21 protein-coding genes are annotated in these 20,617 nt (G+C 56.7%); 14 read left to right on the top strand and 7 right to left on the bottom strand.

All coding sequences use genetic code 11. The annotated features are described in order from the left end of the window. Window positions 1-36: 36 nt before the first annotated feature. From rsxA to gstA, 9 genes are all read left to right on the top strand, one after another. Window positions 37-618 (top strand): electron transport complex subunit RsxA, encoded by a 582-nt coding sequence (gene rsxA, locus ACE3MN_RS11690; protein ID WP_004102633.1) that lies wholly within the window; start codon window positions 37-39, stop codon window positions 616-618. Further along, on the top strand, window positions 618-1,196 hold the full coding sequence (gene rsxB / locus ACE3MN_RS11685) for an electron transport complex subunit RsxB (RefSeq protein ID WP_024357985.1): 579 nt from the start codon (window positions 618-620) through the stop codon (window positions 1,194-1,196). Before rsxA ends, rsxB begins: the two co-directional genes overlap by 1 nt. Continuing rightward, a complete protein-coding gene (rsxC, locus tag ACE3MN_RS11680) occupies window positions 1,189-3,360 on the top strand; it encodes an electron transport complex subunit RsxC (protein ID WP_102649691.1) in 2,172 nt (723 codons plus the stop codon). The genes rsxB and rsxC overlap by 8 nt, the downstream gene beginning before the upstream one ends. Further along, on the top strand, window positions 3,361-4,413 hold the full coding sequence (gene rsxD, locus ACE3MN_RS11675; RefSeq protein ID WP_024357983.1) for an electron transport complex subunit RsxD: 1,053 nt from the start codon (window positions 3,361-3,363) through the stop codon (window positions 4,411-4,413). Between the two features lie 10 nt (window positions 4,414-4,423). Next, entirely contained in the window at window positions 4,424-5,044 is a 621-nt protein-coding gene (rsxG, locus tag ACE3MN_RS11670; RefSeq protein WP_102649692.1) for an electron transport complex subunit RsxG, read from the top strand. Window positions 5,045-5,047: 3 nt separating this feature from the next. Next, window positions 5,048-5,746, top strand: a complete 699-nt coding sequence (locus tag ACE3MN_RS11665; protein ID WP_004132319.1) for an electron transport complex subunit E — start codon at window positions 5,048-5,050, stop codon at window positions 5,744-5,746. Between the two features lies 1 nt (window position 5,747). Continuing rightward, window positions 5,748-6,383: an endonuclease III gene (nth, locus tag ACE3MN_RS11660; RefSeq protein ID WP_004132317.1), complete on the top strand. Its 636-nt coding sequence runs from the start codon at window positions 5,748-5,750 to the stop codon at window positions 6,381-6,383. Window positions 6,384-6,979: 596 nt separating this feature from the next. Beyond that, window positions 6,980-8,485, top strand: coding sequence for a dipeptide/tripeptide permease DtpA (gene dtpA, locus ACE3MN_RS11655; RefSeq protein ID WP_024357981.1), 1,506 nt, complete (start codon window positions 6,980-6,982; stop codon window positions 8,483-8,485). 108 nt (window positions 8,486-8,593) lie between these two features. After that, complete coding sequence (gene gstA / locus ACE3MN_RS11650; RefSeq protein WP_004136813.1) at window positions 8,594-9,199, top strand: glutathione transferase GstA; 606 nt, start codon at window positions 8,594-8,596, stop codon at window positions 9,197-9,199. A gap of 47 nt (window positions 9,200-9,246) precedes the next feature. Here gstA and pdxY read toward each other — a convergent pair whose 3' ends face one another. The 5 genes from pdxY to anmK all read right to left on the bottom strand — a co-directional run bounded on the left by pdxY (window position 9,247) and on the right by anmK (window position 13,951). Beyond that, window positions 9,247-10,107, bottom strand: a complete 861-nt coding sequence (pdxY, locus tag ACE3MN_RS11645) for a pyridoxal kinase PdxY (RefSeq protein WP_102649693.1) — start codon at window positions 10,105-10,107, stop codon at window positions 9,247-9,249. A 61-nt stretch (window positions 10,108-10,168) separates the two neighbouring features. After that, window positions 10,169-11,443, bottom strand: coding sequence for a tyrosine--tRNA ligase (gene tyrS / locus ACE3MN_RS11640; protein WP_004136811.1), 1,275 nt, complete (start codon window positions 11,441-11,443; stop codon window positions 10,169-10,171). 253 nt (window positions 11,444-11,696) lie between these two features. Then, window positions 11,697-12,353: a pyridoxamine 5'-phosphate oxidase gene (gene pdxH / locus ACE3MN_RS11635; protein WP_004119519.1), complete on the bottom strand. Its 657-nt coding sequence runs from the start codon at window positions 12,351-12,353 to the stop codon at window positions 11,697-11,699. Between the two features lie 57 nt (window positions 12,354-12,410). Then, entirely contained in the window at window positions 12,411-12,734 is a 324-nt protein-coding gene (gene mliC / locus ACE3MN_RS11630) for a C-type lysozyme inhibitor (protein WP_004136809.1), read from the bottom strand. Between the two features lie 92 nt (window positions 12,735-12,826). Beyond that, entirely contained in the window at window positions 12,827-13,951 is a 1,125-nt protein-coding gene (gene anmK, locus ACE3MN_RS11625; RefSeq protein ID WP_024357977.1) for an anhydro-N-acetylmuramic acid kinase, read from the bottom strand. A 270-nt stretch (window positions 13,952-14,221) separates the two neighbouring features. Here anmK and slyB point away from each other — a divergent pair, with 270 nt between their 5' ends. Together slyB and ACE3MN_RS11615 are read left to right on the top strand one after the other, a co-directional pair. After that, the gene (gene slyB / locus ACE3MN_RS11620) at window positions 14,222-14,689 is read left to right on the top strand and encodes an outer membrane lipoprotein SlyB (RefSeq protein ID WP_004851450.1); all 468 of its coding nucleotides are present in this window, start codon (window positions 14,222-14,224) and stop codon (window positions 14,687-14,689) included. A 225-nt stretch (window positions 14,690-14,914) separates the two neighbouring features. Continuing rightward, on the top strand, window positions 14,915-16,267 hold the full coding sequence (locus tag ACE3MN_RS11615; protein WP_024357976.1) for a GGDEF domain-containing protein: 1,353 nt from the start codon (window positions 14,915-14,917) through the stop codon (window positions 16,265-16,267). A gap of 41 nt (window positions 16,268-16,308) precedes the next feature. Here the strand turns inward: ACE3MN_RS11615 and slyA are convergent, their stop codons facing one another. Beyond that, entirely contained in the window at window positions 16,309-16,749 is a 441-nt protein-coding gene (gene slyA, locus ACE3MN_RS11610; RefSeq protein WP_029669661.1) for a transcriptional regulator SlyA, read from the bottom strand. Between the two features lie 171 nt (window positions 16,750-16,920). Between slyA and ACE3MN_RS11605 the strand changes: the two genes are divergently transcribed. From ACE3MN_RS11605 to ACE3MN_RS11595, 3 genes are read left to right on the top strand one after another with little or no spacing between them, the layout of a single operon-like run. Continuing rightward, window positions 16,921-17,157, top strand: coding sequence for a DUF1656 domain-containing protein (locus ACE3MN_RS11605; RefSeq protein ID WP_004136799.1), 237 nt, complete (start codon window positions 16,921-16,923; stop codon window positions 17,155-17,157). Window positions 17,158-17,167: 10 nt separating this feature from the next. Beyond that, window positions 17,168-18,064: an HlyD family secretion protein gene (locus tag ACE3MN_RS11600; protein ID WP_004136796.1), complete on the top strand. Its 897-nt coding sequence runs from the start codon at window positions 17,168-17,170 to the stop codon at window positions 18,062-18,064. Next, entirely contained in the window at window positions 18,064-20,088 is a 2,025-nt protein-coding gene (locus tag ACE3MN_RS11595; protein WP_064342802.1) for an FUSC family protein, read from the top strand. The genes ACE3MN_RS11600 and ACE3MN_RS11595 overlap by 1 nt, the downstream gene beginning before the upstream one ends. Here the strand turns inward: ACE3MN_RS11595 and sodC are convergent. Next, the gene (sodC, locus tag ACE3MN_RS11590; RefSeq protein ID WP_064371805.1) at window positions 20,081-20,602 is read right to left on the bottom strand and encodes a superoxide dismutase [Cu-Zn] SodC; all 522 of its coding nucleotides are present in this window, start codon (window positions 20,600-20,602) and stop codon (window positions 20,081-20,083) included. The genes ACE3MN_RS11595 and sodC overlap by 8 nt on opposite strands. Window positions 20,603-20,617: the final 15 nt, after the last annotated feature.

Below are 20,617 nucleotides of genomic sequence, written 5' to 3'. Positions count from 1 at the left end.
CGATAATAGACGGCTTTTTCTATTTCAGGTCGAATGATGGCTGATTATTTACTGCTCTTTGTTGGCACTGTCCTTGTTAACAACTTCGTGCTGGTGAAGTTTCTAGGACTGTGCCCGTTTATGGGGGTTTCCAAAAAGTTGGAAGCCGCTATGGGGATGGGGCTCGCCACCACCTTCGTGATGACGCTGGCCTCTATTTGCGCCTGGCTAATTGATACTTGGATCCTTATCCCACTGGATCTGGTCTATTTGCGCACGTTGGCCTTTATCCTGGTCATCGCCGTGGTGGTGCAGTTTACCGAGATGGTCGTGCGCAAAACCAGCCCGGCGCTGTATCGCCTGCTGGGGATTTTCCTGCCGCTGATCACCACCAACTGCGCGGTGCTCGGCGTGGCGCTGCTAAACATTAACCTTGGGCATAATTTCCTGCAATCGGCGCTGTACGGTTTTGCCGCCGCGGTCGGTTTTTCGCTGGTGATGGTGCTTTTCGCTTCTATTCGCGAGCGCCTGGTGGTCGCGGATGTGCCGGCGCCGTTTCGCGGTAACGCCATTGCGCTGGTCACCGCAGGTTTAATGTCTCTTGCCTTTATGGGCTTTAGTGGTTTGGTGAAGTTGTAATGAACGCTGTCTGGATAGCCGTGGTCGCCATTAGCCTGCTGGGGCTGATTTTCGGCTTAATTCTGGGGTACGCCTCCCGCCGATTTGCGGTAGAAGATGACCCGGTGGTGGAAAAAATAGATGCCCTGCTTCCGCAGAGCCAGTGCGGCCAGTGCGGCTACCCCGGCTGTCGCCCCTACGCGGAAGCGGTCGGGACCCAGGGTGAGAAAATCAACTGCTGCGCCCCCGGCGGCGAAGCGGTAATGCTTAAAATCGCCGAGCTGTTGAACGTCGATCCGCAGCCGACAGACGGCGACGCGCAAGAAGCCGAACCTGCACGAATGCTGGCGACGATCGACGAAGCGAACTGCATCGGCTGCACAAAATGCATCCAGGCCTGCCCGGTCGACGCCATCATCGGCGCCACCCGCGCCATGCATACGGTGATGAGCGATCTCTGTACCGGCTGTAATCTCTGCGTCGCGCCTTGTCCAACGCAATGTATTGAACTGCGCCCGGTGGCGGCGACGACAGAAACCTGGAAATGGGATCTTCAGACCATCCCGGTACGCATTATTCCCGTGGAACAACATGTTTAAGTTATTTTCCGCTTTTCGCAAAGATAAAGTCTGGGACTTCAACGGCGGCATCCATCCGCCAGAGATGAAAACCCAGTCCAACGGTACCCCGCTGCGTCAGGTGTCGCTGCCGCAGCGTTTCGTCATCCCGCTAAAGCAGCATATCGGCGCGGAAGGTGAGCTGTGCGTGCAGCCGGGCGATCGCGTCCTGCGCGGCCAGCCGTTGACGCGCGGCTGGGGCCGAATGTTGCCGGTGCACGCCCCAACGTCCGGGATCGTGGCGGCCATCGCCCCCCACTCTACCGCCCACCCTTCCGCGCTGGCGGAAATGAGCGTCATTATTGATGCCGATGGCGAAGATCGCTGGATTGAGCGCGATGGGTGGTACGATTATCAGAATAAATCCCGCGAAGCGCTGATTGAGCGTATTCACCAGTTTGGCGTGGCCGGACTGGGCGGCGCGGGTTTCCCGACCGGCGCCAAGCTGCGCGGCGGCGGCGACAAAATCGACACACTCATTATCAACGCCGCCGAGTGCGAGCCCTACATCACCGCCGATGACCGTCTGATGCAGGATTGCGCGGCGCAGATCGTTGAGGGTATTCGTATCCTTGCCCATATTCTGCAGCCGGGTCAGGTCCTGATCGGCATCGAGGATAATAAACCGCAGGCGATTTCTATGCTGCGCGCGGTATTAGCCGACACGCACGGTATTTCCCTGCGAGTGATCCCCACCAAATATCCCTCCGGCGGCGCGAAACAGCTCACGCAGATCCTCACCGGCAAGCAGGTGCCTCACGGCGGACGCTCCTCTGACATCGGCGTGCTGATGCAGAACGTCGGCACCGCCTATGCGGTGAAACGCGCGGTAATCGACGGCGAGCCGCTGACGGAGCGCGTCGTCACCCTGACCGGCGAAGCGGTCTCGCGTCCGGGTAACGTCTGGGCGCGCCTCGGCACCCCGGTCAGCCATTTGCTAAAGGATGCCGGTTTCTGCCCGAGCGCTGACCCGATGGTGATTATGGGCGGCCCGTTGATGGGCTTCACCCTGCCGTGGCTCGACGTGCCGGTCGTGAAAATTACCAACTGCCTGCTGGCGCCGTCGGCGAGCGAAATGGGCGAGCCGGAAGAGGAAAAAGGCTGCATCCGCTGCAGCGCCTGTGCGGACGCCTGCCCGGCCGATCTTCTGCCGCAGCAGCTTTATTGGTTCAGCAAAGGCCAGCAGCACGACAAAGCCACCAGCCATAATCTCGCAGATTGCATTGAGTGCGGCGCCTGCGCCTGGGTTTGCCCAAGCAATATTCCGCTGGTGCAGTACTTCCGCCAGGAGAAAGCCGAGATCTCCGCGATCGCGCAAGAAGAGAAACGCGCCGCGGAGGCCAAAATTCGCTTTGAGGCGCGTCAGGCTCGCCTGGAGCGCGATAAAGCGGCGCGTCTGGAACGTCATAAGCAGGCCGCGGTCCAGCCTGCGGCGAAAGATCAGGACGCCATTAACGCCGCCCTTGCCCGGGTGCGTGAAAAACAGCGTGACGCGGCGCAGCCGATTATCGTGCTCTCCGGCGCCAAACCGGATAACAGCGAAGCCATTGCCGCCCGCGAAGCCCGCAAGGCCGAGGCGCGGGCGCGCAAAGCCGAACAGCAGACGGCTCCGGCGGTAGATGCCGCCGCCGATCCGCGCAAAGCCGCCGTTGAAGCCGCGATCGCCCGAGCGAAAGCGCGTAAAGCTGAACAGCAGACGGCTCCCGCGGTAGATGCCGCCGCCGGACAACCGGCAGCCGCCGATCCGCGCAAAGCCGCCGTTGAAGCCGCTATCGCCCGAGCGAAAGCGCGCAAAGCCGAACAGCAGACGGCTCCGGCAGTAGATGCCGCCGCCGAACAACCGGCAGCCGCCGATCCGCGCAAAGCCGCCGTTGAGGCCGCTATCGCCCGAGCGAAAGCGCGCAAAGCCGAACAGCAGACGGCTCCCGCGGTAGATGCCGCCGCCGAACAACCGGCAGCCGCCGATCCGCGCAGGGCCGCCGTTGAGGCCGCTATCGCCCGAGCGAAAGCGCGCAAAGCAGAACAACAGCAACAAGCAGTTCCCCCGTCGGCAGCCAATGACGACGCCCGCAAAGCGGCAGTCGCTGAAGCAATCGCCCGCGTTCAGGCCCGGAAAGCATCCCGGCAGGCAGTTAACGAGGATTAAATGGTTTTCAGAATCGCAAGTTCCCCTTATACCCACAATCAGCGCCAGACTTCGCGGATTATGCTGCTGGTGCTGCTCGCCGCGGTACCCGGCATCGTGGTGCAGACCTGGTTTTTCGGCTGGGGTACCGTGTTGCAGATTATCCTTGCCGCCCTCACGGCGTGGGGGGCCGAAGCGGCCATCCTTAGACTGCGCAAACAAAATATTCCCGCGATCCTCGCCGATAACTCAGCGCTGCTCACCGGCCTGCTGCTGGCCGTCAGTATCCCGCCTTTCGCCCCGTGGTGGATGGTCGTGTTGGGCACTGCGTTTGCGGTGATTATCGCCAAACAGCTGTACGGTGGACTGGGTCACAATCCTTTTAACCCGGCAATGATTGGCTACGTGGTGCTACTGATCTCTTTCCCGGTGCAGATGACCTCCTGGCTTCCGCCCCATGAAATAGCCGCCCATGTTCCAGGTTTTAGCGACGCGCTGCGGATGATTTTCACCGGCCATACGGCGACCGGTGGGGACATGAATAGCCTGCGAATTGGCATTGACGGTATCAGTCAGGCCACGCCGCTGGATACCTTTAAAACGTCGCTTCACGCCGGCCATCCGGTTGGCGAGATCCTGCAGTATCCAATCTACGGCGGCGAGCTCGCCGGTCTCGGCTGGCAGTGGGTGAACGTGGCCTGGCTCGCGGGCGGTCTGTTCCTGCTGTGGCAGAAGGCTATCCGCTGGCATATTCCGCTGAGCTTCCTGCTGAGCCTCGCCGTTTGCGCCACCCTGGGATGGCTGTTCTCCCCGGAAAGCCTCGCCTCGCCGCAGATGCATCTGCTTTCCGGCGCCACCATGCTCGGCGCCTTCTTTATCCTGACGGACCCGGTGACCGCCTCCACCACCAATCGCGGACGCCTGATCTTCGGCGCGCTGGCGGGATTACTGGTATGGTTGATTCGCAGCTTTGGCGGCTACCCGGATGGCGTGGCCTTTGCCGTCCTGCTGGCCAATATCACCGTTCCGTTGATCGATTACTACACGCGCCCGCGCGCGTACGGCCACCGCTGAGGACCCGAACATGTTACAAAGCATGCGCAAACACGGTATCACGCTGGCACTCTTCGCCGCAGGTTCTACCGGGCTGACGGCGGCGATTAACGAGCTGACCAAAAGTACCATTGAAGACCAGGCCGCCCAGCAGCAAAAAGCCCTATTCGACCAGGTGATGCCAGCCGCTCTCTACAATAACGATTTGCTGAAAAGCTGTTATCAGGTTAGCGCGCCGGAGCTGGGCAAGGGCCAGCACAAGGTATGGATCGCGCAGGACGGCGAGAAGCCGGTTGCTGCGGTGATGGAAGCCACCGCGCCGGACGGCTATTCCGGCGCCATTCAGCTGCTGGTAGCCGCCGATTTTAAAGGCACCGTGCTGGGTACCCGCGTTACCGAACATCATGAGACGCCGGGCCTGGGCGACAAAATCGAGCTCCGAATTTCCGACTGGATCACCCTCTTTGCCGGTAAAACGATCCATGGGCAAGACGACAGCCACTGGGCCGTGAAAAAAGACGGCGGCGATTTCGACCAGTTTACCGGGGCCACCATTACCCCTCGCGCGGTGGTCAACGCCGTCAAACGCGCGGGCCTGTACGCCCAAACGCTGTCCGCGCAGATTTCCGCATTCACTCCCTGTGGAGACTAGACCATGAGCGAAGTTAAAGACGTTATTGTTCAGGGGTTGTGGAAAAACAACTCCGCGCTGGTTCAGCTGCTGGGGATGTGTCCCCTGCTCGCCGTGACTTCTACCGCCACCAACGCTCTCGGTCTTGGGCTGGCGACGACGCTGGTTTTGACCCTGACGAACCTGACCATTTCCAGCCTGCGTCGCTGGACGCCGGCGGAAATCCGTATCCCGATTTACGTGATGATCATCGCGTCGGTAGTGAGCGTCGTGCAGATGCTGATTAACGCCTACGCGTTCGGCCTTTATCAGTCTCTGGGGATTTTTATCCCGCTGATCGTCACCAACTGTATCGTGGTTGGCCGCGCGGAAGCCTTTGCGGCGAAAAAAGGCCCGGCGCTCTCGGCGCTGGATGGATTCTCCATCGGGATGGGGGCGACATGCGCAATGTTTGTGCTCGGTTCGATGCGCGAAATCCTCGGCAACGGCACCCTGTTTGACGGTGCCGATAGCCTGCTCGGCGGCTGGGCTAAAGTTCTGCGCATTGAAGTATTCCATACCGATACGCCGTTCCTGCTGGCGATGCTGCCACCGGGCGCATTTATTGGCCTCGGCATGATGTTGGCGGTAAAATACCTCATCGATGAACGTAGCAAACAGCGCAAAGCCAAAGCGGCGCAAGCCGATCTCATTGCGCCGTCTGATGTGACGGGAAAAGCATAGGATGAATAAGAGTAAACGCCTGGAGATCCTCACCAGGCTCAGGGATAACGACCCGCACCCCACCACGGAGCTGCATTTTAACTCGCCGTTTGAACTGCTGATCGCCGTTCTGCTCTCGGCGCAGGCCACCGACGTCAGCGTCAACAAAGCCACGGCAAAACTCTATCCGGTCGCCAATACGCCAGCAGCCATGCTGGCGCTGGGCGTTGAGGGCGTGAAGGCGTATATCAAAACCATCGGTCTGTTTAACAGTAAAGCCGAAAACGTTATCAAGACCTGCCGGATCCTGCTTGAACAGCACAATGGCGAAGTTCCGGAAGATCGGGCGGCCCTTGAGGCGCTTCCCGGCGTGGGACGCAAAACGGCAAACGTGGTGCTGAATACCGCCTTCGGCTGGCCGACAATCGCCGTCGATACGCATATCTTCCGCGTTTGTAATCGAACACAATTTGCGCCCGGTAAAAACGTGGAACAGGTGGAAGAAAAGCTGTTAAAGGTGGTTCCGGCGGAATTTAAAGTCGACTGCCATCACTGGTTAATCCTGCATGGTCGTTATACGTGTATTGCCCGTAAACCGCGCTGCGGCTCCTGCCTGATAGAAGATCTTTGCGAGTATAAAGAGAAGGTCTATTCCTGACGACGCGCAGAGTCATTGTCCTCCCAAAGAGATGACTCTGCCTCCCCCGGCTTTATCGACATTCACGCCATGGTTTTGCCCCGGCTGCGGGTGATTATGCGGTTATATAATCATCATCCAGGGTATTCATTTTTTTTAGAGTCAAAATTTCTATACATTTGTGATCAGGATCACCTGGTCATTTTGTTGTTGGTTAATTGTTAACGTAATTGTACCCAAACCTGCTGATTCAAATACCCTCAACTTAAATACCAACACAATAACCCATCAATTTTTAGGATTATGGGCTATATCACTGGATGCAAGCGCACTCAGCAGAACATATCGCCATTATACGAAAAATTTTCCATTGCGGCAGATAAAAACGCTCCCATTCACCAAAGCTTGAAATTTAACTCTGAATAACATTTGTGTATGCGGTGTATTATTCCGCACAAAATATGTGTAACAGATTATTGCAAAGCTATTGCCTGAAGGGGCAGGATAGTGAACATTACCTGCCGTTTTCCCTCCAGAATAACTATAAAGGCGGCGGTCTGAGAAGATTGCGCCCCGAGCACCCCCCGTTAATATGGGATGTAAAAAAAGAGGTATTTGTGTCGACTGCAAACAATAAACCAACAGAAAGCGTCAGCTTGAACGCTTTCAAACAACCACGATCGTTCTATCTCATCTTCTCGATTGAGCTATGGGAGCGTTTTGGTTTCTACGGCCTGCAAGGGATCATGGCCGTTTACCTGGTTAAACAGCTGGGTATGTCAGAAGCGGATTCTATCACCCTGTTCTCCTCCTTTAGCGCCCTGGTCTACGGCCTGGTGGCGATTGGCGGCTGGCTGGGCGACAAGGTGCTGGGCACCAAGCGCGTCATTATGCTCGGTGCCATTGTTCTGGCCATCGGCTATGGCCTGGTAGCGTGGTCCGGGCACGATGCGGGCATCGTCTATATAGGTATGGCGACGATTGCCGTCGGTAACGGCCTGTTTAAGGCTAACCCCTCTTCCCTGCTCTCAACCTGCTATGAAAAGAACGACCCGCGTCTGGACGGTGCATTTACCATGTACTATATGTCCATCAACATCGGTTCCTTCTTCTCTATGCTGGCCACGCCGTGGCTGGCGGCGAAGTTCGGCTGGAGCGTCGCTTTCGCCCTGAGCTTTGTCGGCCTGGTGATCACCATTGTCAACTTCACTTTCTGCCAGCGCTGGGTTAAACAGTACGGCTCGAAGCCTGACTTCGCCCCGCTGCAGGTAGGCAAGCTGCTGGCGACAATCGTTGGCGTGGTGGTTCTCATCGCGATTGCAACCTGGCTGCTGCACAACCAGGGTGTTGCACGTATGGCGCTGGGCGTGGTTGCGCTGGGTATTATCGTTATCTTCGCTAAAGAAGCCTTCGCGATGCAGGGCGCCGCGCGGCGCAAAATGATCGTCGCGTTCATCCTGATGCTGCAGGCGATTATCTTCTTTGTTCTGTACAGCCAGATGCCGACCTCCCTTAACTTCTTTGCGATTCGCAACGTTGAACACTCTCTGCTTGGCATCGCTTTCGAGCCTGAGCAGTACCAGGCGCTGAACCCATTCTGGATCATTATCGGTAGCCCGATTCTGGCCGCTATCTACAACAAAATGGGCGATACCCTGCCGATGCCGATGAAGTTTGCTATTGGTATGGTCCTCTGTTCCGGCGCCTTCCTCGTACTGCCGCTGGGCGCTAAGTTTGCCAGCGACGCGGGTATCGTGAACGTCAGTTGGCTGGTTATCAGCTACGGCCTGCAAAGTATCGGTGAACTGATGATCTCCGGCCTGGGTCTGGCGATGGTTGCGCAACTTGTTCCTCAGCGCCTGATGGGCTTCATCATGGGCAGCTGGTTCCTGACGACCGCTGGCGCCAACCTAATCGGCGGCTACGTCGCGAACATGATGGCGGTGCCGGATAACGTGACTGACCCGCTGATGTCGCTGGAAGTTTACGGTCGCGTATTCCTGCATATTGGTGTCGCCACCGGCATTATCGCCATCCTGATGCTGCTGACGGCGCCTAAGCTGAACCGCATGACCCAGGACGATGATAAAACGGCAAAAGCCCGCGATACCGCTACGGCCTAAGCTCCCCGGGAAAACCCATAAATTTAAACCGCTAACGCGCTGTTAGCGGTTTTTTTTTGCCCCTGGGCGGACTAACATACAGAAAACCGCAGCCACGAGGAGTTACCGATGAAACTGTTCTACAAATCCGGCGCTTGTTCTCTTGCTTCGCATATCGCGCTACGCGAGAGCGGCCTGGACTTCACCCTGCAGGGCGTTGACGTGATGAAAAAACGTCTCGAAAACGGGGATGATTATCTGCTGGTAAACCCGAAAGGTCAGGTGCCGGCGCTGCTGCTGGACGATGATGTGCTGCTGACGGAAGGCGTGGCCATTATGCAATATATCGCCGATCGCGTGCCGGATCGCCAGCTGCTGGCACCGGTGGGAAGCATCGCGCGCTATCAGACGCTGGAGTGGCTAAACTACGTGGCGACGGAACTGCATAAAGGTTTTACCCCGCTGTTTCGTCCGGATACGCCGGAGGATTACAAACCTGTCGCTCGCGCGCTGCTGGACAAAAAAATGCAGTACGTTAACGAATGCCTGGAAGATAAAGAGTGGATTAACGGGCACCGTTTCACTATCGCCGATGGCTACCTGTTCACCGTGCTGCGCTGGGCGTACGCCGTGAAGCTGGATATGGCAGGCTATAGCAATATTGCGGTCTGGATGAAGCGCGTTGCCGCGCGGCCTGCCGTAGCCGCCGCCCTCGAGGCTGAAGGGCTGAAGTAACGCCGATCCTTGCCCGACGCAGGTCGGGCAAGTTGTTCTCACGCCTCTTAAAGCTGCGTGGCGCTGAAGTAGTGCTCCGGCTGGGCAATACGATCCTGAGCCACCACAACCTGTAGCTCATACTCCTGCATATTTTTTGTCGCCAGCATGATTTCATACACCGCGGCGGTGACGTGCTCCAGCGCATCGCGCAAACTCGCGCCCTGCAGCAGCTTAACCAGCAGCAGCCCGCTGGTGACATCGCCGACGCCCACCGGCTGGCGCATGCCAAAATCCACCAGCGGACGGCTGATGTGCCAGGCCTCTTGCCCGGTGACCAGCAGCATTTCAAAACGATCCAGGCTCAGCCCGGCGCGTGAGAGATGCTTCACCAGCACCACTTCCGGCCCCTGAGCAATCAGCTCGCGGGCGGCCAAAACCGCTTCGTTAACGTTTGCCACCGGGTGCCCGCAGAGGATCTCCAGCTCAACCAGGTTTGGCGCAATAATATCGCTCGCCGGCAGCGCATAGCGCACGTGAAACTCCGCGACGCCAGGCGCCACGATGCAGCCCTTTTCAGGATGCCCCATCACCGGGTCACAGAAATATTTCGCGGCCGGATTGGCGCTTTTCACCTGACGCACGATGCCAAGAATATGTTCGCCCTGCTCCGCCGACCCCAGGTATCCGCTTAATACCGCGTCGCAGCGCTGCAGCTGGTTAATGTCGGCAATCCCCTGCACAATCTCCGTTAAATGCGCCGGCGGCATGACGCAGCCGGTCCACTTTCCGTATTGGGTATGGTTGGAGAATTGTACGGTGTTAAGCGGCCAGACGTTGGCGCCAAGGCGGCGCATCGGAAATTCAGCGGCGCTGTTGCCCGCATGGCCAAACACAACGTGGGACTGGATGGCGAGGATATTCTTCATCTTGATTACCTGAGAGCAAAAAATAAGGGGCGCGGTTTCCCACGCCCCTGCCTTTACGCAATTACTTCCAGCAGACCAGACAGTAATTTTTCTTACCGCGGCGCAGTAAGGTGTAGCGCCCGAAGAGGCGGTCGCCATCGACAAACACATATTCCGGGTCGGACTGTTTTTCGCCGTTAATGGTCACCGCGTTGGAGGCGATGGTTTTACGCGCCTGGCCGCGGGACGGCTGCAGCTCAGAATCCACCAGCGCCTGCATCAGATCGGCACCCTTTTCCATTTCGATCATCGGCACGCCATCCTGCGCCAGCTGCTCGAAATCGGCTTCGCTCAGATCGCTCAGGTTACCGTTGAACAGGCTCTCGGTAATGCGTTTTGCCGCCACCAGTCCTTCTTCGCCGTGCACCAGACGGGTCACCTGCTCGGCCAGCACATACTGGGCGCGCGGCGCTTTACCGCTGTTTTTGTCTTCTTCTTCCAGGGCGTTGATTTCAGCCATGTCCATAAAGGTGAAGAACTTCAGGAAGCGATAAACATCAGCATCCGCGGTGTTGATCCAGAACTGGTAGAACTTGTACGGGCTGGTTTTCTTCGGATCCAGCCACACCGCGCCGCCTTCAGTTTTACCAAATTTGGTGCCGTCGGCTTTGGTGATCAGCGGTACGGTCAGGCCAAAGACCTGGTTCTGGTGCAAACGACGGGTCAGGTCGATACCGGAGGTAATGTTGCCCCACTGGTCAGAACCGCCGATTTGCAGCGCCACGCCGTGCAGCTTGTTCAGGCAGGCAAAGTCGTAACCCTGCAGCAGGTTGTAGGAGAACTCGGTAAAAGAGATGCCCTGGTCGTCGCGGTTGAGACGCTGCTTCACCGCTTCTTTGTTGATCATCTGGTTTACAGAGAAGTGCTTGCCGATATCACGCAGGAAGGTCAGCACGTTCATGCTGCCAAACCAGTCGTAGTTATTCGCGGCAATGGCCGAGTTATCCCCGCAATCAAAGTCGAGGAAAGGCGCGACCTGTTTGCGGATTTTATCCACCCAGTCCTGCACGGTATCTTCAGTATTCAGTTTACGCTCAGCGGCTTTAAAGCTCGGGTCGCCAATCAGCCCCGTCGCGCCGCCGACCAGCGCAACCGGCTTGTGGCCAGCCTGCTGGAAGCGTTTCAGGCATAACAATGGAACAAGATGCCCCAAGTGCAAGCTGTCGGCGGTAGGGTCGAAGCCGCAATAGAGCGCGATCGGGCCTTGCGCCAGTCGCTCTGCTAACGCTTCCTCGTCCGTCACCTGGGCTACCAGCCCCCGCTCCTGCAATTGTTTAATCAAGTTACTGCTTGCCATCAAATTCTCCATCTATAAACGACTGCACCTCTGTCGGTACACGACTTTTCGCCAGACGCGAAAAAAAACATCTACGCAAAATTATTCAAGCTGCATCGCGGCGGCAAGCATGTAAAAGCCCAGGGAACTTACTCAGGTAAGCGACAGAGCCAGACAGGCGCGGCTAACAAAGATGCAGCTTGAAAAATGAAGCGTATAGAATAAAGCGCCGGGCCACGATGCACCAGCGCTTAACACAACATTTTTGCGTGCTTTATGGCGCCAGTCGGTCGATTTGCCAGCCGCCGTTTTGCCGCTGGTAGAGAAAACGATCGTGCAGACGATGCTCGCCGCCCTGCCAGAACTCCATCTGCTCGATGCTGACGCGGAATCCGCCCCAGAAGCTCGGCAGAGGAACTTCGCCCTGCTGGAACTTTTGCTTAAGCTCGAGGAACTTACTCTCAAGGATGCCGCGCGCCGAGATACGGCTGGACTGCTGCGACACCCAGGCGCCAATCTGGCTATCGCGCGGACGGCTGTGGAAATATTTAACCACTTCCAGCGTTGAAAGGCGTTCTGCTTTGCCGATAACCATCACCTGGCGCTCCAGCATATGCCATGGGAACAGCAGGCTGATGCGGGGATTTTTTTCAATCTGGTGGGCTTTGCGGCTGCCAAGGTTGGTGTAAAACACCAGGCCTTTTTCATCATAGTGCTTAAGCAAAACGATGCGCTGGTAAGGCTGGGCGTTTTCATCAACGGTGGCGACCACCATCGCCGTTGGATCGGCGAGCTTCGCATCGCAGGCCTGACGCAGCCAGCGTTCAAATAGCGCCAGAGGTTCGGCGGGAAGGTCGTGGCGACGCAGGCCGCCACGGGTGTACTCGCGGCGCAGGTGCGCGATTTGCTGCAATTCGTCGTTATCAGACATGGCAATTGAGACAATAATCAAAGGGTAGCGTCATTGTGCGCCCCCATGACCGAAATCTCAACGTTTGGCGGTTTGCAGCTGACAGTTTTCCAGCACGATACGGTCGCGTTTATAGACCGTCGCGTTATCACCCTTCGACCAGAAGACGTAAACGCCGTCGGTATAGCGCGCTCCGGATGCGGATAACCCCTGCTGCAAGTTGAGCTGCTGGTTATCGTAGATAAAGCTGACCTGCTGGCGAGTATGATTAAGATGGACGGTCAACGGCTTCTGGTCGCACTGGTACTCCAGTGTGTCCGTATTCATCCGCTCGACAAACTGATTGTAGTAGCTACAGCCCGCGAGCATAAAAGGTACCGCAAGAATAAGTATTTTTTTCATTAATTTGCCTTCGACTTTCCCGGTCCGGGAAGGCATAACGCCCTCCCTCAACGCTGTCCAGTCTACGAAGAAACCGGCGCGGGTGATTTCAGTTAACTCTGATTTTGCGGCGGATTTGCCGGGAAAATCGCGCCAAGCACGGAAGCCTGCGACGCGCCGGTTACCGAAGGGAGATTACCGGGTAATCCGGCAAGCGTCCGCCACGCCAGCCATGCGAAAGCCAGCGCCTCCATATCATCACCGCTGATCCCCGCCTCATCGGTGGTCGACACTTCCGTTCCCGGCAGCAGCGCCGCCAGACGCGCCATCAGCAGCGGATTACGCGCGCCGCCGCCGCAGACCAGCAGACGTTCGCATCCCCCGCTGAGCAGCACCTGTTCACTGATGCTGACGGCGGTCAGCTCCGCCAGGGTGGTCTGCACGTCCTGGGCGCGAAGCCCCGGATAACGCGCCAGATGCTGCGATAGCCAGCCGTAGTTAAAGTATTCGCGACCGGTACTCTTCGGCGCCGGTAGCGCAAACCACGGATCGCTTAGCATATCCTGCAGCAGCGGCAGCACCACTTTACCCGCGCTGGCCCACTGCGCGTCTTTATCGTAGGGTTTACCACACTGTCGCCAGATCCACGCGTCCATCAGCATGTTGCCAGGCCCGGTGTCGTAGCCGCGCACCGGTACCCCCGGCGCCAGCAGGGAGAGGTTGGCGATACCGCCAATATTAAGAACCATTCGACGCTCTACCGGATGCGCCAGCAGCGCGTGGTGGAACGCCGGAACCAGCGGCGCGCCCTGCCCGCCGAGCGCCATATCGCGACGACGAAAGTCGCCGACGACCGTCACGCCGGTACGCGCGGCAATCTGGTTATTGTCGCCAATCTGTAGGGTATGCGGCGCGTCGCCCGTAGGCTCATGCCAGACCGTTTGGCCATGGCAGCCGATGGCGATAATGTCCGCCGCCTGTAACTTTTCCTGCGTCATCAACGCCTGAACCGCATCGGCAAACAGCCGTCCCAGACGCGTATCAAGCCGCCCCAGCTGCGATAGCGTAAGCTGCTGGCCCTGACAGATGGCCAGAATGTCTTCTTTAATAGCAATGGGGATGGGATAGGTCAGGCTGGCCTGCTGGGCGACCATATTTTCATTAATTGCTGCGAGGACAACATCAACACCATCAAGGCTGGTGCCGGACATTACGCCGATAAAGCGGCCTGATTTCATACGCTTTCCTTCATTCCATGACTCTCGTATATCCCCACACTCCACCATAAACGAGGGGGCAATGCTATGCTGCTATAATACTTTTTAACAATACAAGCAGCGCTGTCGTTCGTAGGGTAAAGAACTTGTGTTTAGTTTAGGTTGAGACGACTCTGATTATTATTTTTTGTATAGTCACTGCATCTGCTATGCCAGCAGACGCTTAAATGCCATATAATTGGCTACAAGGAAGTTCAACAGAACGCTTCTTGGTGAACAGGAGATTCATAAATGATTTTACGTGTTTTGGCTGTCTCGATGATTGGTTTTACGCTTGCAGGCTGCGTCAGCAGCAGCGGTCTGTCCGGCGATGTTTACTCCGCATCCGAAGCCAAACAGGTCCAGAGCGTGACCTACGGCACTATTGTCCATACCCGCGCGGTGCAGATTCAGGGCGGAGATGACAGCAATGCTATCGGCGCCATCGGCGGCGCGGTTCTCGGCGGCTTCCTGGGTAACACCATTGGCGGCGGCACGGGCCGCTCACTGGCAACGGCGGCAGGCGCTGTCGCCGGCGGCGTAGCCGGTCAGGGCGTACAGGGTGCGATGAACAAAACCCAGGGCGTTGAGCTGGAAATCCGCAAAGATGACGGTAATACCATCATGGTGGTGCAGAAGCAAGGCAGCACGCCGTTCTCGGTTGGCCAGCGCGTGGCCATTGCCGGCAGCGGCAGCCAGGTTACGGTATCCCCACGCTAAACCTTATCCCTGCGGCCCTGACGGGCCGCTTATTTATATAAAAGATGTATCATTTACCAACATAAATAAACGATATAAATATATTTATATTTTCCTGCCGCACCTCAACTCTTTGCGCCCGCGCAATATCCCCCCTGCTGCCATCAAGTAATCTTCAATGAGTACTATTTAAATCATTTACGACAACCTCGTCGTTTACCCTCGCATTTTTCAGGGATGTTGACTATGCGCGCTAATATAAAAAGCTTACCCCAACGGATATTTCTTTACGCTGCCGTGTGTATCCTTGCGATTACCACGCTTAATTACCTCAGCGACTCGTTAATTCATCGTATACCTACAACATCATCCATGCTTTTTCCTGTACTGACGATTTCGCTGATGACTTTTCATATTATGATTGCCTGTTTTATGGGAATGAAATATCTGTGCGATAAAAAACGGCTGTACCTGGTTCCGATTACCTTCGCCTTTGCCTGCTCGGCCATGCTGATGCTGGGAACGATAGGCAGCTATCCCGACTGGTTGATTTGCGGACAGGGTCGCGCCATTAACCAAAATGACGCGCTGATTTTTTATTTTTTCCGCAACGTGATGATGGCCATTTTATTTATAACATCGATTGTTTTATACCGTTTTCGCAACATCACCCTTAGCTCAGGTAAAATTCACCGAACGGTACTGACAGGTTGCTTTGTTTTTATTGCCGCAGTGCTTATATTATCGTGGATTCATTCCAGCAACTCCCCGCTGTTGAGTATTGAATTCCTTGACAATCTGACCTACACTTTTACGCCGCTGTGGCATAATCGTATTGGCTGGTTATTAATTATCATATGGTCAGTAACGCTGATTTTACTGATTAGCCTGACTCAATTGCGTAATATATTCTGGTACAGCGGGGCCTTTTTTTGTACCGCCTATATATTTACGTTAATGGTTCTACTCTCAACGGCAGGTGATAGCAGTCACGCCTGGAACCAGGCGCGATTCTTTGAAACGCTTAGCACCCTGTTTCTGATTTTAGTCCTGCTGTGCGATGTTTTTATGCTCTATCGCGAATCGAACGAAAGATACGTCCGCTCTTACCAGAACTCGATTCGCGATCCCCTGACCCGGCTGTATAACCGCAGCTATTTTTATGACACCCTGAATCAACGATTGCCGAAGGTTTCCGCTTCACAACCGCTATCGGTGATCGTCTGCGACCTCGATCGCTTCAAGCGCATCAACGACACCTACGGTCACGTGCAGGGCGATAAGGTGATCCAATTTGCTGCCAGCGTGTTGCAGAACAACGTGCGCCAGGACGACGCCGCCGCGCGTATCGGCGGGGAAGAGTTTGCCCTGCTGCTGGTCAATATCGGCGCAAAGGAAGCGCTGGCTGTCGCCGAACGCATCCGCCTCTCCGTCAGCGAGAAGCAGGAAGGATTACCCGAAAGAATGACTATCAGCATGGGGGTTTTCACGACGCAGGATACGCGTGTTTCGGCAGAAGAGTGCGTTAAGCGCGCGGATACCGCGATGTACGAGGCGAAAAACAGCGGTCGTAACCGCGTTGTGGTCTGGCATGAATAGATAAAAAAGAGGCCTTGAGTTTCTTCAAGGCCCCGTTAAGGTCAATCTTTTGCCTGGAGATCGAGGATGTTGTGTTCAAGTTTACGAATTAAATTAAGCAACGTTTCCACTTCTTCTCTGGAAACGCCTGCCAGAATCTCATCACGCGTTTTGCCAATAACCTCTTCCATTTCATTGATCAGAGGCTCGGCCTTTTCCGTAAGCTTGATACGTTTTGCCCGCCGATCGTTTGCACAGGTCTGGCGAGAAATAAGCCCTTTCTCCTCCAGCTGGTCGAGCGTGCGAACCAGCGACGGCTGCTCAATACCAATGGCTTTCGCCAGCTGAATCTGCGACTGTTCAGGCGGCAGCTGGTGAATGTTATGCAGCGTGACCCAGTGCGTCTGCGTTAACTCCAGAGGTTTCAGGCGATGGTCGATTAGCGCGCGCCAGACGCGTACCAAACGTGCCAGATCAGAACCAAGTGGCGATTCCAATTTCATCTCCTTATAATTAGCTTGCTAAGTTATTATACTGATTTTAGAATAGTGTGCAGCATTTAAATTACCAAAACAAATGAATTACCTGATTCACTAGAATCAGAACAATGATTTACAATGTGAATAATCGCATCACCTGAACATTCTTCCTGCAACGGCAAAGGATTTTTGCTTGTGAAACTGAGTCTTAACACTGCCGGATTGTCGCTCCAGGACCTGGTGTTCGGCGCTTCTGTCTATTTCCCTCCTGTCTTTAAAGCGGTTCTGCTGGGCTTTTTTATCTGGCTGATTGTCCATCACCAGCTGCGGGACTGGATGTACGCAGGCGAGATCTGGCATCCCCTGTTAATGGACCTCTCCTTCTTTGCGCTTTCCGTCTGTCTGGCGCTGGTTTTACTGACTATCTGGTAATGTTCATTCCATGAAGAAACTAAAATACTTATCCACGCTGCTGGTCGCCGCGCTGGCCATTATTGCCGCCTGGCTGGTCTGGAATTACTACACGCAATCCCCGTGGACCCGCGACGGCAAGGTGCGCGCCGAACAGGTTGGCGTTACGCCGCAGGTTTCCGGCAGCATCCTGCAGCTAAACGTGCGCGATAACCAGCTGGTGAAGGCCGGAGAGGTGCTGTTCAGAATCGACGACACGCCGTATAAAATTGCCCTGCTCAACGCCCGCGCGCAGCTCGCTAAAGCCAAAGCAGAAGTCGCCCGCGCGCAGGCGGAACAGAAAAAAGCCGCCAGCGATGCTAACCGCCGGCGTCATCTTTCCCAGAATTTCATCTCAGCAGAAGATTTAGAAAACGCCAATACCGCGCTGAATACCGCGACGACCAACCTCGAAGCCGCTAAGGCGGTGGTTGGCGTGGCGCAGGCCACGCTCGATCATGCCCAATGGCAGCTCACGCAGACGGAAATCAAAGCGCCGGTTGACGGCTGGGTCACCAATCTCTCGACCCGCGTTGGCGACTACGCCGCCGTTGGCCACCCGGTTTTCGCCCTCGTCGACAGCCACTCCTTCTACGTGGTGGGTTATTTTGAAGAAACGAAACTGCGTCATATTCGTCCCGGCGATAGCGCGCAGATTATTCTTTATAGCAGCAAGCAAAAGTTACAGGGTCACGTTGGCAGCATCGGACGCGCGATAGTCGACCAGAGCGTGGAGAGCAGCGGCGGGCTAGTGGCGAATATTAAACCGAATATTCCCTGGGTCCGCCTTGCTCAGCGCGTCCCGGTACGCATTGAGTTTGACCATCTGCCGCCGGATACCACCCTGGTCTCCGGTACCACCTGTACCGTTGCCATCGGCGCGCAGTAATGAAGCTGCAGGCCCTGTCGTGGCGCGCGCTCCCGTGGATTAAGGCCAGCCGTCCGCAGTGGCGCTATGCCCTGCGCAACGGGATTGCCATGTGCCTGGCGCTGAGCGTCGCCTACTGGCTGAATCTTGACGAACCCTACTGGGCAATGACCTCCGCCGCGGTGGTCAGCTTTCCCACCGTCGGCGGCGTGATCAGCAAAAGCTTCGGGCGTATTGCCGGCAGCCTGCTCGGCGCCTGCGCGGCGCTGCTGCTGGCCGGGCACACGCTCAACGATCCGTGGCTGTTTCTCTTCAGCATTTCAGCGTGGATAGCCCTCTGTACCTGGGCCTGCGCGATGTTCACCAATAACGTCGCCTACGCTTTCCAGCTCGCGGGCTATACCTGCGCGATCATCGCTTTTCCGGTTATCAATATCACTGACGCCAACGAACTGTGGACTATCGCCCAGTCGCGCGTCTGCGAGGTTATCGTCGGTATTTTGTGCGGCGGGCTGATGATGATGATTTTACCGAGCACGTCCGATGGCGCTACGCTGCTGACGGCGCTGAAAAATATGCACGCGCGCCTGCTGGAACACGCCAGCCTGCTGTGGGTGCCGGAAACCACCGATGCGATCCGCACCGCGCACGAGAGCGTGATTGGGCAAATCCTGACCATGAATTTGCTGCGTATCCAGGCCTTCTGGAGCCACTATCGCTTTCGTCGGCAAAACCCGCTGCTGAACTATCTGCTGCATCAGCAGCTGCGAATGACCAGCGTGATTTCGAGCCTGCGGCGGATGCTGCTCAACTGGCCCACCGCGCCCGCCCGCACCCGCGAGATTCTGGAGTCACTGCTTAACGAATTAGCGTATACAAACGCCGATGCCTTGAGCGTCGCCCGCATCATCGCCCCGCTGGCGCCGCCCGCGGACGCTGATTACCGGCATATCGCCTTCTGGAAGCGTCTGCGCTACTTTTGTCGTCTCTACCTGGTGAGCAGCCGCTGGCTCACGCGCATCGAAAACGCCACCGCGGTGACTGAATTTAACGTGCCTTCCGCGCCAGCGCTGGCCCGCCATACCGACCAGGCCGAAGCCTTGTGGAACGGCGTTCGCACTTTCTGCGCGCTGGTAATGGTCGGCGCATGGGGAATTAGCACCCAGTGGCAGGCCTGCGCCGCTGCCCTGACCCTGGCGGCTATCTGCTGCGTCCTCTATTCGGTCTCTCCTTCGCCGTTTAAGTCCTTAACGCTGTTGATGCGCACCCTGATCCTGCTTTCGCTCTTTAGCTTTGTTGTGAAGTTTGGCCTGATGGTGCAGATCACCGATTTATGGCAGTTTCTGCTGTTCCTGTTTCCGCTGCTGACGACCATGCAGCTGCTGAAGCTACAGATGCCTAAGCTCGCCGGACTATGGGGTCAGCTGATTGTCTTTATGGGGTCGTTTATTTCGGTCACCAACCCGCCGGTCTATGACTACGCGTCGTTTCTTAACGATAATCTGGGGAAAATCATTGGCGTAGGCCTCGCCTGGCTGGCGTTCGCCATTATCAGCCCGGGTTCGGACGCGCGTAAAAGCCGCCGCCATATCCGTGCGTTACGGCGTCACTTTGTTGACCAGCTCAGCCGCCGCCCGCAGCACAGCGAGCACGAATTTGAATCGCTGGTTTACCACCATATTAGCCAGCTCAGCAATAGCCAGGATGCGCTGGCGCGCCGCTGGCTGCTGCGCTGGGGCGTGGTGTTGCTCAACTGTTCCCACGTGGTGTGGCAGCTGCGCGAGTGGGAAACCCGTTCCGACCCGCTATCGCAGGTGCGTGATTTATGTATCAGCCTGCTGCGGGATGTAATGAGCGAGCGCGGGGTACAGCAGCGCCCGCTCGCCTCTACGCTCCAGGAGCTGCAGCGCATCTGCGACGCGCTTAATCACCACCACCAGCCGGCGGCCAAAGAGCTGGCGGCGGTTATCTGGCGGCTATGGTGCGCGCTGTCGCAGCTGGAGCAGGCGCCGATTGCCGGAACCCTGACGGAAAGAACTACTTAATCACGCCGCAGGCAAACCGCTCGCCGCCGCCGCCAAGGGGCTGCGGGCTATCGGACATATTGTCGCCCCCCACGTGAATCATCAGCGCCTTGCCTTTCACCTCATCCAGCGTTTTTAAACGCGGTGCCACTACCGGCTGGGTGGCTTTACCGTCGTTGTTGACCACCAGGAATGGCAGATCGCCGAGATGCCCGGCGCCGTCAGGACCTTCATGCTTTCCGGTTTTTTGCGGATCGTAGTGCCCGCCGGCTGCGCCAGCGGCGACGGCTTTGCCCCCTTTAATCGCGGGCTGGCAGCTGCCGTTGGCGTGGATATGGAAGCCGTGCTCGCCGGGAGGCAGCGCCTTCAGGTCTGGCGTAAACTCCAGACCTTTCTCGGTTTCGCTGATTTTAACGCTACCGATAGCCTGACCGACGCTCTGGCTGGTAACAAGATTGATATCGACGCTTTCACTGGCCGCCTGCGCGCCTGCGCACGCGGCCAGGGTAAGTATGGCGAGAATACATCGTTGCATAACACCTCCTTAATG

Source organism: Klebsiella grimontii, from assembly GCF_042137965.1.
Classification (GTDB): Bacteria; Pseudomonadota; Gammaproteobacteria; order Enterobacterales; family Enterobacteriaceae; genus Klebsiella; species Klebsiella grimontii.
The sequence above is the reverse complement of the archived record's forward strand: the minus strand, read 5'-3'. Positions and strand labels throughout refer to the sequence as shown.

Coding starts and splice junctions, on each gene's coding strand:
- nth (WP_004132317.1), top strand. CDS start 5,748: ATGAATAAGAGTAAACGCCTGGAGATCCTCACCAGGCTCAGGGATAAC.
- tyrS (WP_004136811.1), bottom strand. CDS start 11,443: ATGGCAAGCAGTAACTTGATTAAACAATTGCAGGAGCGGGGGCTGGTA.
- gstA (WP_004136813.1), top strand. CDS start 8,594: ATGAAACTGTTCTACAAATCCGGCGCTTGTTCTCTTGCTTCGCATATC.
- anmK (WP_024357977.1), bottom strand. CDS start 13,951: ATGAAATCAGGCCGCTTTATCGGCGTAATGTCCGGCACCAGCCTTGAT.
- rsxG (WP_102649692.1), top strand. CDS start 4,424: ATGTTACAAAGCATGCGCAAACACGGTATCACGCTGGCACTCTTCGCC.
- pdxY (WP_102649693.1), bottom strand. CDS start 10,107: ATGAAGAATATCCTCGCCATCCAGTCCCACGTTGTGTTTGGCCATGCG.
- rsxA (WP_004102633.1), top strand. CDS start 37: ATGGCTGATTATTTACTGCTCTTTGTTGGCACTGTCCTTGTTAACAAC.
- ACE3MN_RS11595 (WP_064342802.1), top strand. CDS start 18,064: ATGAAGCTGCAGGCCCTGTCGTGGCGCGCGCTCCCGTGGATTAAGGCC.
- slyB (WP_004851450.1), top strand. CDS start 14,222: ATGATTTTACGTGTTTTGGCTGTCTCGATGATTGGTTTTACGCTTGCA.
- mliC (WP_004136809.1), bottom strand. CDS start 12,734: ATGAAAAAAATACTTATTCTTGCGGTACCTTTTATGCTCGCGGGCTGT.
- rsxD (WP_024357983.1), top strand. CDS start 3,361: ATGGTTTTCAGAATCGCAAGTTCCCCTTATACCCACAATCAGCGCCAG.
- pdxH (WP_004119519.1), bottom strand. CDS start 12,353: ATGTCTGATAACGACGAATTGCAGCAAATCGCGCACCTGCGCCGCGAG.
- slyA (WP_029669661.1), bottom strand. CDS start 16,749: ATGAAATTGGAATCGCCACTTGGTTCTGATCTGGCACGTTTGGTACGC.
- ACE3MN_RS11665 (WP_004132319.1), top strand. CDS start 5,048: ATGAGCGAAGTTAAAGACGTTATTGTTCAGGGGTTGTGGAAAAACAAC.
- rsxC (WP_102649691.1), top strand. CDS start 1,189: ATGTTTAAGTTATTTTCCGCTTTTCGCAAAGATAAAGTCTGGGACTTC.
- rsxB (WP_024357985.1), top strand. CDS start 618: ATGAACGCTGTCTGGATAGCCGTGGTCGCCATTAGCCTGCTGGGGCTG.
- ACE3MN_RS11600 (WP_004136796.1), top strand. CDS start 17,168: ATGAAGAAACTAAAATACTTATCCACGCTGCTGGTCGCCGCGCTGGCC.
- sodC (WP_064371805.1), bottom strand. CDS start 20,602: ATGCAACGATGTATTCTCGCCATACTTACCCTGGCCGCGTGCGCAGGC.
- ACE3MN_RS11615 (WP_024357976.1), top strand. CDS start 14,915: ATGCGCGCTAATATAAAAAGCTTACCCCAACGGATATTTCTTTACGCT.